Raw genomic sequence first — 15186 nt, 5'->3', positions numbered from 1 at the left:
GTAAATGTAATAAAAAAGCACCATACCTAAAAAAAGCTATCTATAAAATTACCTAACAATATAGGAACAGGATATTCACGAATATTATCTATTTCCACTAACTCCAGTTCTTCGTCTACTTCCGGTTTTGTATTTATTTTCACAACATAAAATCGAGTATATAAATGTTGATGTGAAAGTTTATGTATTTTAAAAGCTTCTTCATAACAAGTAATATCATAAGACATATTTCCAACCAAGTTTTTAAGAATAGTATGCTCCTTTATATATGAAAGGTTTACGTCCTTGTCGCTTTCTATAAGTGGAAACTCATATAAATTCTGCCAAATACCTTTACCTGTTCGTTGTTTAATAACAGTTTGCTGATCATTCACAGAAAATATTAAATAATTAAAATATCTTTTCTTGATTTTTGTCTTTTTTAATTTAACAGGTAACGAAGTAACAGTTCCATTTTTTAAAGACTCACAACTATCATTTAATGGACAAACAATACAATATGGACTTTGGGGCTTACATTGTAAAGCTCCAAATTCCATAATTGCCTGATTATAGGTCGCAGGTTGTTCTGGGTCAATCAACGTAAAAGCGATTTTTTTAAACTCCTTAATTCCTTGGGTACTATTAATAGGAGTATCAATATTAAAATATCTGGACAAAACTCTATATACATTACCATCTACCACAGGGACCACTTCATTATAACATATAGAAGCTATAGCACTAGCGGTATAATCACCTACCCCTTTTAGTTTCAATAAATCATTATAGGTAGAAGGAAAAACACCACGAAGCTCATTTGCTATATATTTTGCCGTAGTATGCAAATTTCTAGCTCTAGAATAATAACCTAATCCTTGCCATAGTTTAAGCACCTGTTCTTCTTCTGCATTTGCTAAGTCAAAAACAGTGGGATATTGATCCGTAAATGATAAATAATATGGTAATCCTTGAGCAACTCGAGTCTGCTGAAGTATGATTTCGCTTAACCAAATGTGATATGGGTCTGTTGTTTCTCGCCATGGCATCGATCTTTTGTTTTGTAAGTACCACGTAATGAGTTTTTTATGGAAAATCATAAGAAAAATGTAAGTTTTGTAAAATTAAACCTTTAAAAGATGATAATTTCATCTTAAGTATTGATATTTTGGATTTTAAATTGCTATATTTGCCCCCTTGAAAATTTAAAAACCCCTAAATAGGTAATATAATGACTAAAGCAGATATTGTAGCAAAAATTTCAGAAAAACTAGGAATTGAAAAAGGAGATGTTCAGGCAACTGTTGAAACCTTTATGGAAGAAGTAAAAAGTTCTTTAGAGAGCGGTGATAATGTATACCTTAGAGGTTTTGGTAGTTTTATCATCAAGACAAGAGCTGAAAAAACTGGCCGTAACATTTCTAAAAACACTACAATCAAAATACCTGCACATAATATTCCTGCCTTTAAACCGGCAAAAGTATTTGTGGAAGGTGTAAAAACTAACGTAGAAGTTAAGTAACAATTAATAATCAATAAATAGACGCACTATGCCAAGTGGTAAGAAACGTAAAAGACACAAGGTAGCTACGCACAAGCGTAAAAAGAGAAGAAGAGCTAATCGCCACAAGAAAAAGTAGTTTTCTAACTACTTTTTCTATTTAAGAATGTTCTTTGAAATCGAAATAAAGTATCTTATATATCACTACCTTTATAAGACTTTGTTTCAACGGAATTAAAAATTCCTGTGAAAAAATTTGTTTAATCCATCTGTCTCGAACGTATCGAGGTGGATAAAAATCTAATCAGAGTGAACAAAGAATTGATCATTAGATCTGGTTCCTCTACTGATTTTGCCTTATTAAAAGATGGAAAACTAATTGAATTACATAAGGAAGAAGACGACAGCAATTTTGCGGTAGGTGATATTTTTATTGCTAAAATTCGTAAAGCTGTTCCAGGTCTTAACGCTGCATTTGTTAATGTAGGTTATGAAAAAGATGCATTTTTGCATTATCACGATCTGGGCCCTCAAGTATCTTCTTTACTTAAATTCATTAAACGTGTAAGCACAGGTAAATTAAAAGATTATTCTCTTAAGAATTTTCCTTTTGAGAACGATATTGATAAACACGGAGTTATTACAGATGTGTTAAAATCAAATCAATCGCTATTGGTACAAATAGTAAAAGAACCTATTTCTACAAAAGGCCCTCGAATTAGCTCAGAGCTTTCGATTGCTGGTAGATATATTGTATTAGTACCTTTTTCTAATAGAGTATCTATTTCACAGAAAATAGAATCATCTGAAGAAAAAGAACGTCTGAAAAGACTTGTAAAAAGTATTAAGCCAAAAGGTTTTGGAATTATTGTTCGTACTGTAGCAGAAGGCAAAAAAGTAGCAGAGCTAGACAGAGATTTGCAAAACTTGGTGGGTCGCTGGGAGTCTATGTGTAAAAAATTATACAAAGCACCCCATCCATCAAAAATTTTAGGTGAAATGAATAGAGCATCTTCTATATTAAGAGATGTTTTTAATGACACCTTCACTTCGATCGTTGTAGATGAAGAAGATCTCTACAACCAAATCAAAGATTATCTGCAAGAAATTGCACCAAAAAAAGAATCTATCGTAAAGTTACACACGTCTAAAGTACCTGTTTTTGAAAAACATGGAATAGAAAGACAAATCAAAACAAGTTTTGGTAAAACGGTATCCATGAGTAAGGGAGCCTATCTTGTAATCGAACATACCGAGGCAATGCATGTCATTGACGTAAATAGTGGTAATCGATCTAACAAAGCCAAAAATCAAGAAGACACTGCACTAGAAGTCAACCTAATCAGTGCATCCGAAGTAGCACGCCAACTACGTCTTAGGGATATGGGAGGTATTATTGTAGTCGATTTTATAGACATGAATAATGCTGATAACCGCAGAACACTTTTCAACCACTTACGTGAAGAGATGAAAGACGACAGGGCAAAGCATAAAATTTTACCGCCAAGTAAGTTTGGCTTGATTCAAATAACGCGACAGCGTGTACGACCAGAAATGAATATCAAAACCCGTGAGGAAAATCCTAATGGAGGAAATGGTGAAGTTGAGGCGCCAATAGTTTTAGTAGATAAAATAAAGGTCGATTTAGAAAAATTAATTAAAAAAGAACATAAAAAGTTAACGCTTAGCGCGCATCCTTTTATTGCAGCTTTTTTAACTAAAGGATTTCCATCCGCCCGATCTCAATGGCTAATAGACCATAAAAGATGGGTAAAGATTATACCTAGAGACGCTTACACGTATTTAGAATATCATTTTCACGACAAAGACGGAGAAATGATACAATAAAACAAAACCCAGCTTACTATGTAGGCTGGGTTTTTTTGTTTGTACAATTATTTAAGGAAGAATTAGTATTTCACTCAGGCTGGTACTCTGGATGCCCTGTTTGCCAAAGTGCAAACGACAAGATATTAGCAAACCTTGTAACCTCTACCAGCTTTGTATCATCTATAGCATGACCTGTATCTGAATCTATCAACAAGTAGTTCGGTCTTCCCGAAATGTTTGCTTCTTGTATCCTTGCTGCAAACTTAATAGAATTCCAAGCGGGAACTCTCGGATCATTTAATCCAGCTGTTAATAATGTTGCAGGGTAATTTTCTTTATTTTTAATATGCTGATATGCATCCATTTCCAACAAATGTTTAAATTCTTCAGGATTATCCGGAGAGCCAAATTCTTTTGCAATATTAGCTCCGTTAGGATCTTCTGAGGATCTAGACACATTTAAAGAACCAAACTCTACAATTGCAACACCAAATAAATCTGGTCTTTCAGTTATTGCGCGACCAACCATAATGCCACCAGCACTACCGCTCCAAATTGCCAATTGAGTTGGATTCGTATATTTTTGCTCTACTAAAAATTCAGCACAATTGATAAAGTCTTTCCACGTATTTGGTTTAGTAGCCTTATAAGCCGCTTTATGCCAAGCATCACCTTTTTCTCCTCCTCCACGTACATGTGCTATTGCATATACCCCTCCTTCCATTACCCATAATAACCTTCTAAGCGAAAACCCAGGTTTCATAGAAATCCCAAAAGAACCATAACCATCCATTAAAACTCTATTTTTACCATCTTTCACAAGATTTTTATTGTAGATTAAGGATAATGGTATTTTAGCACCATCCGCTGCTTCCACCTCTATTTCTTCAACAACAATATTTTCTAGTTTCGAACTATTTATTTCATCTTGTAAATTTTGATCAATCAGCTTTCCAGAAGCATATAGATATCTTTTATTATTGGTAACCCAACCTCTGGCATTAATCCATAATTCTGGATATGATTGTCCCAATGAGCTTATACTTAAATTCCCATTTTGTTGCGGCAATTTAACCTCTTCAAAAAGATCGTCTTTTTGTCTATATAAACTTGCTTTGACACCATTTTTATTGGTAACATAATATATCCCCTCACTGGTTAACTCAAAATCTGTGATTACTTGATCATCATAATCTTTAACTAATACTTGAGCATTATTAAAATCTGGATTTATAATGGAAGTTTTGCATATTTTAAAATTTGGAGCGTCTTTTGCCGTTCTAAACAGAATAGAATCTCCAGCTACTCTATAACTTTTGACATAATCAAGTTTGGTAAATAATGGTTTCCATTTTTTAGTTTTTAAATCCTTTATATTCAGGTAATACGCATCATAATAGCCTCCTCCTCCAGTTATTTTACCTATTAAATATTCTCCAATTATACTTATTGCCGGAAAATCTTCTTCTTTTATAATCAGATCAGGATTGTTTTCTTTGGACAAAACAACCTTAAGTTTATTAGCCTTATCTCCCAATGTATACAAAACTGATCGAGTATTTTTAAGAAACTTTTCCGATTTCTGATTTGTTACAGGATGATATACATAAATAAAAGAAGTATTATCTTGTAACCACTGTATTCCTCCTGCAGCAGAAGGCCAAGCATTAGTCAATATTTCTTGACTCACTTCTCCGGAAGTAACATCTATTATGATTAGTTCAGATATTTCTTTTCCTTTAGAAGTTAAGCTAACTACTATTTTAGAACCATCAATACTAGGCTTTATATAATTAATTACAAATTCAGTATTCGATCCCAGTCGAAAACTCTTTGGGTCATATAATAACTGCTCTTTTCCTAAAAAAGACTTCCTATAGTAAAGTTTAGGAATATTCTCTTTTGGTAACCTCTTTAAATAAAAATATCTTCCGTTTTCCGAAATTCTAAGTTTAGAAATTACAGATGACTTCTGTTGATCATAATTAACTTGCTCATCTATAATATAATCAAGCTTATCTATTTTATTGAGAACCTCTAAATAACTTTCTCTTTGATCGTTAATCCAATCTTTTACTAAAGAGTCTTCCAAATTTTCTGCGTATCGAAAAGGATCACTAATTACAATTCCAAAAACATCTTCCCTGAATTCTTTAGAAACAAGTTTTTTAGGACTCTCTTGGCATCCAAAAAGCAATGTCAAAAAAAATAATTTCATTAGTACTCTTTTACTCATTATATATAGAATTTAATCTTGATAATTAATTACCTTGATCACCTTGATTTGTATTAGGCCAAGTTGGTAAGGTTCCATCATCATCATCATCGTCATCATTATTATTAATACTATCTACTAAATCTAGAATCATAAAATTACCTCCTCTAATTTTCGATAAGTTATTAAGTTTAGCAATATTCATTTTTTCTAATGTAAGCTTTCCTTTTAATTGCGATTTTTTCATTGTGATTTTTTTTGTAAAGTGATTTGACTGTGAAACAAATGTATTTATTTATGTAAGAAAAATGTCTTTAATTATTATAGTGATTGTCTGTTTTCAGGAATTCAGAGTCTGAATTCAAGGAACAACTATCTATAAACAACTTGTTTACAACTTGTTACTAAAGAGTCTCAAAAACAAAGCTTAACCTTCTGGAAATTCTTTTTTTTCAAGTTGTTTCAAAAAAAATGAAGGATAAATCCCAGTAGTTTTATAAAAAGATTTAGAAAAAGCTTCCGTGGTATTAAAACCAATTTCATTCGCAATAGCCTTTATTGTATATTTTCTGAATTTAGAATCAGATTTTAATCGATCTACAACAAATTGGATTCTAAGATCATTAATATAATTACTAAAACTTTTTTCTTTATAAAAGTTTATTGTCTTAGATAAGTATTTAGAATTCGTTTTTAAATCTTTAGACAAAGAACTTACCGTAATATTAGATTTAATAAACTCCTGTTTCTCTTCAAATATTTTCAACTTTCTTAGAATATCCTCAACTATATCTTCTGAGATTCCAATATCTTTATTTTCTTTTTTAGGTTCGGAATCGCGAACTACTTCAGAAATTTTCTCTTTTTGCTCAAACATTTCCTTAAACCTACTTTGATATATCTTTTTCTTTCTATTATTAATATATAAAAACAACAAAAGCGCAAAAGAAAGAAGAATTAAAATAACAATTAATATTGTTCTATTCTCACTTTTCTGCTCCAACGAATCAATAATAGACTGTTTCTCTGATAATAAATTTGGAGTAGAATACTCTTCATTAATTTTCTTATATAGGTTCTTAGAATCATTATTGGAAATACTATCAAACTCCAAAAGCCTTTCAATATAAAACAATTGTTTATTTGTATTTTCCTTTTCTTTTTGAATTTCTATCAAAACTTCATACGCCGATCTAAGACTTGGGAAAAAATTTCTATTAGAAAAAGTAGCAGAATCAACTTTTTCTAAATAATACATAGATTTATCTAAATCGTTGAGTTCATAATATACCTTGCCAAGGTAAAGATCTGCGGTTGTAAAATATATTTTATTGATCTTAGATCTACTATCATATATTTTATTAAATTTTTCGATACTATCAATAGAAGATTTATAATCCTTCTTAAAGTAATCTGTAACTCCAGAAGATAATAACAAGTTGCTATAAAGAATACTATCTTTATAATTTAATGATAGTTCAATCGCCTTTCTATTTTCATAGTAGGCAGAATCGTATAATTCTAAATTATTGTAAGCATTCCCTAGAGCATACATAGATTTTAGGTAGTCATATCTATATTTAGAATTATTATTCTGAAATTTATTTTCGTAATACTGTTTTAAAGACCTAAATGTTTTTAAAGTCTCTTCATATTCACCCAGGTTATCTTGTAAAAGAGCTATAAAATACTTAGTCCTATACTGTTGATCTATATTTTTATTCTTTTTAGCAAAATTATTAGCCTCTACTAACTCTTCCATGGCTTCTTTATACTTACCGGTGCCCCCTAGTATATTTGCTTTTAACAAATGAGCCTCTGCAGGGTATATGAAATTGTCTTGATTCTTAGTGAGATTAATGATACTATCTGTATACTTCAGTGCTAAAGATTTATCCAAGATTTTAGTAAACATATAATAACCATCTGCCTGCTTTGAAATATTCTTTTCGCTTTTAGCTTTTTTCAGAAATGTAGTCGCATATAACTTAGAAACAACTATTTTTCCTATGTTCTTATCGAAACCTAAAGATAATTCATCATAACTCTTTTGATCTAAAGAATCAATCGCTTTATCACCTTGCGAATATAGCTGTTGGAATAAAAAGAAAACAATAAAAACTGCAATGCGATTCATGCTATTTTTTATAATCATGTACATGGTATGTACTTTATTAAAAATTATTTTTTTAATACTAAACCATATACAACACGAATCTCGAATCAATATAGACTGTTTTTTTGTAATCTATATAACTATAAGAACACTATCGTAGTTGCAGCAATCTGTATAATTTCGGTTTTTTGGGGTTTTAGTCTATCTAAATAATAGGGAAGCAAATATACTACTTTCCTTTTTTATAAAATTACATCCTTCTTTTTTTAAATCACCATTAACCAGCTTTTTACGTCAAAAAAATAGAGTCTGAATTCCGGGAATGCAGGGTCTGTTTTCCCGAATCCCGATGTAGTCCCCTTGTTATTAAGCTTTTACCAAGGCTATATTTGAGATGTCAATAATAACTCACTATGGTCACATTACTAATAAAACTTGTTACACATCTCTTAGAATTTGTGATAGGAATATATCAATTCATCTTTTAACTCGTAAATATCAAAACTATGAAACAACTATTTCCAAAAGAAATAATCGAAAACACTGTAGAGGTGCATCAGTTTAAACATCGCAATAGAAGCAAAGTCATTTATGGGTTGATTCTAGCAGCCATCTTGATCGCATTCATTTTATTACCTTTTATAAAAGTTGATATTTATACTACTGCACGTGGAATGCTAAAACCAAGTAAAGAACGTATCGCAATAACACCATTACAATCCGGAAAAGTAGTTTATGTGGACTTACTAGACAACCAACAAGTAAAAAAAGGTGATACATTGTTAATGACCAATAGAGAGATTCTAGATGAAAAAATACAGCTTTCTACCACTACAATTACAGAAACTCAGAAGTTTATTACCGACTGCAAATATCTTATCAATACAGTCCATCCACATTTTAATAAACTTATATCAGCTCGTTATCAAAAAGAATTCCTGTACTACACTCAACAGCTTGGGGAATTGCAAACACGCTTTGAAAAAACGTTAATTGATTTTGAAAGGGATCAAAAACTATATTCAAAAGGAGTAATTGCCAAAATAGAGTTTGAAAATACCGAGTTCGAACATCAATTATCTATCAATACGTTGCATCAATTTAAAAAACAACAAAAAAACACTTGGCAAACACAACTTACAGATTATTCTGTAGAAATACGTGAACTACATAGTAGTGTTTCACAAATACAACAAAATCAAAAAGAATATATTATTACAGCTCCAATAGACGGCATATTAAAAAGTGTAAAAGGTATAGAACCAGGAAGCATGATTATCAGTGGATCTCCTATTGCAGAAATATCACCAGATACAGGTTTGATCGTAGAATGTTATTTATCTCCATCAGATATCGGATTGGTCAGCGAAGAAAAACAAGTAAGTTTTCAAGTTGATGCTTTTAATTACAATCAATGGGGATTAGCTACTGGAAAAATACTAGACATTAGTAAAGACATAGATATGGTAAATAACCAACCGGTTTTTAAAGTTCGCTGCAAGATTGACCAAGAACATTTAGCACTCAAAAATGGTTTTAAAGGAAACTTTAATAAGGGAATGACACTGAGCGCCAGATTTCAATTAACAGAACGTACACTTTTTGATCTACTCTACGATAAAGTAGATGACTGGTTGAATCCATCAAGTCCTTCAAACCCTTCAATAGCACAAATTCAACAATAAAATTAAGCATCATGGCTAAAATTAAAATAAAACAACACGATATCACAGATTGCGGAGCCGCTTGTCTTGCATCTATATCTGCTCATTATAAATTAAAACTACCCATAGCTAGAATTCGACAATATGCTAGTACGGATCAAAAAGGGACGAACATACTCGGACTTTTGGAAGCTGCTCAAAAAATTGGATTCACAGCTAAAGGTGTTCGAGGAGATTTCGAAAGTCTATCAAAAATTCCAAAACCCACAATTGCACACGTTATTATTAAAGGTAAGCTACAACATTTTGTAGTAATCTATGAAGTTACCAAAAAATACGTACTAGTAATGGATCCCGGTGATGGTAGGATGCACAAAAAATCTTATGAAGAATTCAAAAAAGAATGGACAGGCGTATTAGTACTATTATCTCCTAATGAGAGTTTTGAAAAAGGAAATGAAAAAATCTCTTCTTATAAACGTTTTTGGTTCTTACTTAAACCACATAGATTAGTGGTAATGCAAGCTTTGATTGGAGCAATTGTTTACACACTTCTTGGGTTTTCTACTTCCATCTTTATACAGAAAATTACCGACTATGTACTTGTAGGAGGCAACACAAAACTCCTTAATCTTTTAGGAGTAATTATGATCGGATTATTGGTCTTAAAGTTTATTATAGGTGTTTTTAAAGATGTGTTTTTGATCAAAACAGGCCAACAAATTGATACCCGATTAATCCTTGGGTACTACAAACACCTGTTAAAATTACCTCAACAGTTTTTTGACACTATGAGGGTAGGAGAAATAACATCTAGAATTGGTGATGCTGTTAAGATTAGAAATTTTATTAATGGAGTAGCATTATCACTTACAGTGAATATAATGATATTGTTTTTCTCATTTGGATTGATGTTTTTTTATTACTGGAAACTTGCCTTAATTATGTTATGCGTGATCCCTTTATACGCCGGTATTTACTATATCATGAATAGACTGAACAAAAAAGCAGAACGTAAAGTAATGGAAAAAGGAGCTGAGTTACAAAGTCAGCTGGTAGAATCTTTGAACTCTGTGGGAACTATTAAACGTTTCGGTTTAGAAGACTTTGCTAATATCAAAACCGAAACACGATTTATAAACTTACTACAAAGTGGCTACAAATCTGCTCTAAACTCTGTTTTCTCCGGAACATCTACAGGGATTATCGCACAATTATTTGTTATTATACTCCTATGGTCAGGTTCTTTTTTTGTAATAGAAAGACAAATTACTGCTGGAGAATTAATGTCTTTTTATGCTATAGTAGGATACTTTACAGGACCTGTTGCAAGTTTAGTCGGCGCTAATAAGCAAATACAAAATGCACTCATCGCAGCAGATCGTCTTTTTGAAATTATGGATCTGGAGCGTGAAGACACTGAAAATAAAATGAAGCTTAGTAGAAAAGCAGTTGGGAATATTTCTTTTACAGATGTTGCTTTTAGATATGGAAGTAGAAAAGAAGTATTTAAAAAATTTAACCTAACTATTAATAAAGGAGAGCTTACCGCTATTGTTGGCGAAAGTGGATCTGGAAAATCTACTTTAATGTCTTTATTACAAAATATTTACCCCATCCGAAGCGGAATCATTAGCATAGGAGATAAAGATCTAAGATATATAGATAATGAAAGTCTACGAACAATAGTAAGTGTGGTACCACAAAAAATTGATCTTTTTGCGGGCAATGTTATAGAAAATATTGCTGTTGGGGAATTCAATCCGAATATGGAAGAGATTATTACTATCTGCAAAGACATCGGTATTTTAGGTTTTATTGAAGAACTCCCTAACGGATTTAACACCTACTTAGGAGAAAATGGAGCATCATTATCAGGAGGGCAAAAACAACGTATTGCCATTGCAAGAGCATTATACAAAAAACCTGAAATATTAGTTCTTGATGAAGCGACCTCTTCCTTAGATAGCGCCTCAGAAAATTATATCCAAAAAACGATACAAAACCTTAGAACAGAAAACAAAACAATTATTGTAATCGCTCATCGTCTAAGTACAGTTATTGATGCTGACAAAATTGTAGTTCTAGAAAAAGGAGAAGTACTAGAAGAAGGGAATCACCAAGATCTATATCAACGTAAAGAAAAATATCATCAATTATGGCAACAACAAATGCCTTCAATAGATAACATCAATAGGATTGAAGCTGTTGCCTGAGAATACAGTATATGAAATAAAAAATAATCAAAAAATACTCGAATCATGACAAAAATAGAACGACAAATAGAATTAATAGAAAGGCTAGATCGATTAATACGAATGCAAGCTACTGGTAATCCACAACAATTGGCCAGAAGATTGGATATATCTAAGGCTTCATTATTCAGAATATTTGAAGTGATGAAACGATTAAATGCACCTATTATCTTTGATATTGGATTGCAGAGTTACATATATGAAGAACAAGTAAGTTTTAGGTTTGGTTTTTATACGAGAGACTTACAAGGAGAAGAAATTCTGGAAATTAGTGGAGGTAGTTTCCAAAGAATCTTAATGGAACCAGGTTTTAACTATCCATACCTAAGAATAGTATAACTAAACTGCACAACTCATGAAAAAGTATAAACCAAAAAATAGTACAAAAGGAAGTCAATTATCCGACAAAAAGAAATTCCAAAATATAGATGACCCAGAACTTCAATTAGTCATTTCGGATGTAATGGTATATTCTGAAGATTATAATACCTATATAGATGACATAGGAGACTGGTTATAAAAAATGTTGAGTTTGATTCATAAAAAAGGAGTTTGTTTTATACAGCTCCTTTTTTTATTTAGAATACTCAAGAAGCATAAGACTGTATCAATTTACCCAAACCCTCTACATCACAATGTATTCATTACAAAAACCTATTCAAATTCTATGTATATAACAAGATAGCACTCTTCATAAAAATGATGTAAGAATTCAGAAAATAAAAAAACCTTTGTTTTCTACTAAAAACATAGAATTAACAAATTTTAACATTTTAAAAAATGCGCTCTCAATTAATGAGATTCCCTAAACCTACTTTTACATTGTCAAAACGAAACAGGTGCACCAAAACAGTTTGACAGATCATACAAATATTAATTATAAAATTTTAAAAAATGAAAAATTTAGAAAATTTTGGAGTTCAAGAGTTAAACAACTTTGAATTAAATTCAATTGAAGGTGGAAATTGGTTTGGAGATGCTTGGGATGCAACAGTAGAAGCTGTATCAGATGCTGCAGACGCAGTAGTAGATGCAGTTAGTAGTTTTGCTGATGGAGTAGCTGATGGATGGAATGCTGCTTTCGAAGATTAATATATACAAATACTAAAAAATTAAAAAACAAAATTATGCAAGAATTAAATTTAAATGAGATGATCCTTATTACAGGAGGTAATGATGGAGCATACAATGCAGGACACGCAGTAGGTGAAGCAGTAGGTGAAGCAGTAGAAGCAGTAGGAGATTTCTTCTCAGGTCTTTGGGATGGTATTGTCGAAGGTATCGAAGGAATATAAATAGTAGTATACATTATTAAAAATAAGATTATGACAGAATTAAATTTAAATGAGTTGATGACAATCAACGGAGGAACAGACGACTGTAACAGTGATGCTTACAATAACGGACACGCTGTTGGTGAAGTAATTGGTGAAGTAATCCATGTAGTTGCAGATTTCTTTAGAGGTCTTAACGATGCTATGGACGGTTAATCTGAAAATATCTTCAGAATAAGTATAATTAATAACATAAAACTTTTATAAAATGAAAGAATTAACATTAAATGAGTTGGTGATAATCAACGGAGGTAACGATTGTGTAGACGGAAATCACGAAGAAAGTACTGCATACCAAGTAGGACAAGTAGTAGGTGAAATTCTTCAAGGAATTGGAAATATAATTGACGCTTTATCTCCTTTTTCAGACTAAATTTCTAAGACACATTAAAACCGAAAAGTTTTAATATGTACTTTAAAAAGAGGCTATTAATAAATAGTCTCTTTTTACTCTTACAATTTAAGTATAACATCCATAAAACAAAAAAATGAACGATTTAAACAAAAATGAATTACTTAATTTATACGGAGGAAACGACGATTGCAATAGTGATGCCTATAACAATGGACACCAAATTGGAGAAGCAATAGGAGAGTTTTTATCGTTCTTATCGGATATTATTATTGAAACTAGCGGACCTCTTTTACCATTAGAAATTTAAAACATATATAATAGGATTATGAAGAAAAAAGAAATGATAGAAATGACTCTTCTGGAAATGACAACTATTTATGGAGGAGATTGGTTTGATGACGTAGTAAATACTGTAAATGATACTATAGACTCTATAAGCGAAGTTTGGGATGAAGCTGTGACATCTGTAAATGATTTTATTGATGGATTAGCAGATCCTATATCTGATTAAGCCAATAGCAGCAGATAGAACTTTGTCAAAAACTTTAAAAAATGATAAAAAAAATATTTATAATTATGGGTGTTCTTGTAGTATGCTTAACAGTATTTGTATTCTTTTTTATTAACCATTACAAAAAACTAGATCAACTAACGATAAAAAGAACATCTGAGGTAAACTCTATTCCATTTAGATATAGTTCTTCCGGTCATATTTTAATTGATCTCAATATTGATAATTCTGGAAAAACATATCCTTTTATTCTAGATACAGGAGCCTCCAATTATTTATTCCATAATTTTCCAACTAAAAATATAGGGAAATCAATAGGAAAAGGAATAAGTAAAGACACTAACGGAAAAATTTCATTTCCAAAAATATATACGATTCCTTTTTTGAAAATCGGAGATACTGAATTAGAGGATATCGCATTTAGTATTTCTACCACAAAATTTAATTGTTCCGAAGAAATTTATGGAATTATAGGTAAAAACATCATGCGTCATTTTGTTTGGCAGATCGATTTTCAAAATAAAATCATACATATAGCGAAAGACATAAAGTATCTATCAAAAAATAAAGAAAAAGAAATTAAAATAAAGTTACAAGAAAACAAATTTAGTCATCACCTATACATTCCTTTATACATAGAATCTAATTTAAAAACAAAAATAATATTAGATACGGGACTTGGAGGAAATATGAGTCTTTCACCTAAAGAAATTGATAAACTGACCTCTACTAAAGAAAAAAGAAATATTCTTGGAGAAGGTAGTAGAGGACTTGGTGGTAAAAGTGACTCGAAACAATATTTACTGCATTTTAATTCTCTGTTTTTAGGAAAAAATAAAGAACTACCTATATCTGACATATCTGTAAAAGTTAGTGAGAAATCATCGTTTAAAGCCATAGGTGTGGGGGTTTTAAAAAACTTTTTAGTGACAATTGATTGGACAAACAAAATGTTAACACTAGTGCAAAAAACAAAAACAATGAATTTTGCCGAAACTGGTTTTGGTATACGATTTGGATTTGAACAAGAGCTTTATATTAGATCAATCATAGAGGGAAGTAAAGCTCATTCCATTGGTTTAAAACCATATATGAAAGAATTCTTAATCAATGGTAAATCAATTGAAACAGTAGAACAATTTTGTTCCTTCAATGCTATTAAGGATACGCTTAATAACATGGAAATAAAGTTCACTAAATCTGAAAAAGTGTACTATCTCAATAAATAGAACTATTAGTATTTTTATAGAGTTCTCTCATAAAGGCTATTCGAATACTTCTCATAACAAACTATTTATTAGCAAACAAAAACTCATATAACACTCTCATAAAATGAGATTTACCCATAGTATTATTGTAATTCGAAAGCAACTACTCTAACTGAATATATAAAATTAAAAAACGTTCAAAAATGAAAAATCTAGAA

17 protein-coding genes are annotated in these 15186 nt (G+C 31.1%); 13 read left to right on the top strand and 4 right to left on the bottom strand.

Going from position 1 to position 15186, the window contains the following annotated elements:
* Positions 1-26 precede the first annotated feature (26 nt).
* The gene (gene mutY / locus BMY33_RS06935; protein WP_091406980.1) at positions 27-1079 is read right to left on the bottom strand and encodes an A/G-specific adenine glycosylase; all 1053 of its coding nucleotides are present in this window, start codon (positions 1077-1079) and stop codon (positions 27-29) included.
* A gap of 131 nt (positions 1080-1210) precedes the next feature.
* Here mutY and BMY33_RS06930 point away from each other — a divergent pair, with 131 nt between their 5' ends.
* Positions 1211-1501, top strand: coding sequence for an HU family DNA-binding protein (locus BMY33_RS06930; protein WP_024768281.1), 291 nt, complete (start codon positions 1211-1213; stop codon positions 1499-1501).
* Between the two features lie 288 nt (positions 1502-1789).
* Entirely contained in the window at positions 1790-3328 is a 1539-nt protein-coding gene (locus BMY33_RS06925; protein WP_091406978.1) for an Rne/Rng family ribonuclease, read from the top strand.
* A 70-nt stretch (positions 3329-3398) separates the two neighbouring features.
* Here BMY33_RS06925 and BMY33_RS06920 read toward each other — a convergent pair whose 3' ends face one another.
* The 3 genes from BMY33_RS06920 to BMY33_RS06910 all read right to left on the bottom strand — a co-directional run bounded on the left by BMY33_RS06920 (position 3399) and on the right by BMY33_RS06910 (position 7662).
* Positions 3399-5528, bottom strand: a complete 2130-nt coding sequence (locus BMY33_RS06920; RefSeq protein ID WP_170837031.1) for a prolyl oligopeptidase family serine peptidase — start codon at positions 5526-5528, stop codon at positions 3399-3401.
* 43 nt (positions 5529-5571) lie between these two features.
* Positions 5572-5772 (bottom strand): hypothetical protein, encoded by a 201-nt coding sequence (locus tag BMY33_RS06915; protein WP_091406975.1) that lies wholly within the window; start codon positions 5770-5772, stop codon positions 5572-5574.
* Positions 5773-5952: 180 nt separating this feature from the next.
* A complete protein-coding gene (locus tag BMY33_RS06910) occupies positions 5953-7662 on the bottom strand; it encodes a helix-turn-helix domain-containing protein (RefSeq protein WP_170837030.1) in 1710 nt (569 codons plus the stop codon).
* A gap of 485 nt (positions 7663-8147) precedes the next feature.
* Here BMY33_RS06910 and BMY33_RS06905 point away from each other — a divergent pair, with 485 nt between their 5' ends.
* From BMY33_RS06905 to BMY33_RS06880, 11 genes are all read left to right on the top strand, one after another.
* Positions 8148-9326, top strand: a complete 1179-nt coding sequence (locus tag BMY33_RS06905; protein ID WP_091406972.1) for an HlyD family secretion protein — start codon at positions 8148-8150, stop codon at positions 9324-9326.
* Between the two features lie 11 nt (positions 9327-9337).
* Positions 9338-11521, top strand: coding sequence for a peptidase domain-containing ABC transporter (locus BMY33_RS06900; RefSeq protein WP_091406970.1), 2184 nt, complete (start codon positions 9338-9340; stop codon positions 11519-11521).
* Between the two features lie 45 nt (positions 11522-11566).
* On the top strand, positions 11567-11899 hold the full coding sequence (locus tag BMY33_RS06895) for a hypothetical protein (protein ID WP_091406968.1): 333 nt from the start codon (positions 11567-11569) through the stop codon (positions 11897-11899).
* 16 nt (positions 11900-11915) lie between these two features.
* Entirely contained in the window at positions 11916-12080 is a 165-nt protein-coding gene (locus BMY33_RS23430) for a hypothetical protein (RefSeq protein WP_170837029.1), read from the top strand.
* A gap of 374 nt (positions 12081-12454) precedes the next feature.
* Positions 12455-12652, top strand: coding sequence for a bacteriocin (locus BMY33_RS06890; RefSeq protein ID WP_091406966.1), 198 nt, complete (start codon positions 12455-12457; stop codon positions 12650-12652).
* A gap of 35 nt (positions 12653-12687) precedes the next feature.
* Positions 12688-12855 (top strand): hypothetical protein, encoded by a 168-nt coding sequence (locus tag BMY33_RS23425; RefSeq protein ID WP_170837028.1) that lies wholly within the window; start codon positions 12688-12690, stop codon positions 12853-12855.
* A gap of 30 nt (positions 12856-12885) precedes the next feature.
* A complete protein-coding gene (locus BMY33_RS23420; RefSeq protein ID WP_170837027.1) occupies positions 12886-13050 on the top strand; it encodes a hypothetical protein in 165 nt (54 codons plus the stop codon).
* A gap of 52 nt (positions 13051-13102) precedes the next feature.
* The gene (locus BMY33_RS23415) at positions 13103-13267 is read left to right on the top strand and encodes a hypothetical protein (protein WP_170837026.1); all 165 of its coding nucleotides are present in this window, start codon (positions 13103-13105) and stop codon (positions 13265-13267) included.
* A gap of 115 nt (positions 13268-13382) precedes the next feature.
* Positions 13383-13556, top strand: coding sequence for a hypothetical protein (locus BMY33_RS23410; RefSeq protein ID WP_170837025.1), 174 nt, complete (start codon positions 13383-13385; stop codon positions 13554-13556).
* 18 nt (positions 13557-13574) lie between these two features.
* Positions 13575-13760 (top strand): hypothetical protein, encoded by a 186-nt coding sequence (locus tag BMY33_RS06885; protein ID WP_091406965.1) that lies wholly within the window; start codon positions 13575-13577, stop codon positions 13758-13760.
* A 41-nt stretch (positions 13761-13801) separates the two neighbouring features.
* Positions 13802-14989, top strand: coding sequence for a pepsin/retropepsin-like aspartic protease family protein (locus BMY33_RS06880; protein ID WP_091406962.1), 1188 nt, complete (start codon positions 13802-13804; stop codon positions 14987-14989).
* Positions 14990-15186: the final 197 nt, after the last annotated feature.

It is taken from the genome of Aquimarina amphilecti (genome assembly GCF_900109375.1).
Taxonomy (GTDB): domain Bacteria; phylum Bacteroidota; class Bacteroidia; order Flavobacteriales; family Flavobacteriaceae; genus Aquimarina; species Aquimarina amphilecti.
The sequence above is the reverse complement of the archived record's forward strand: the minus strand, read 5'-3'. Positions and strand labels throughout refer to the sequence as shown.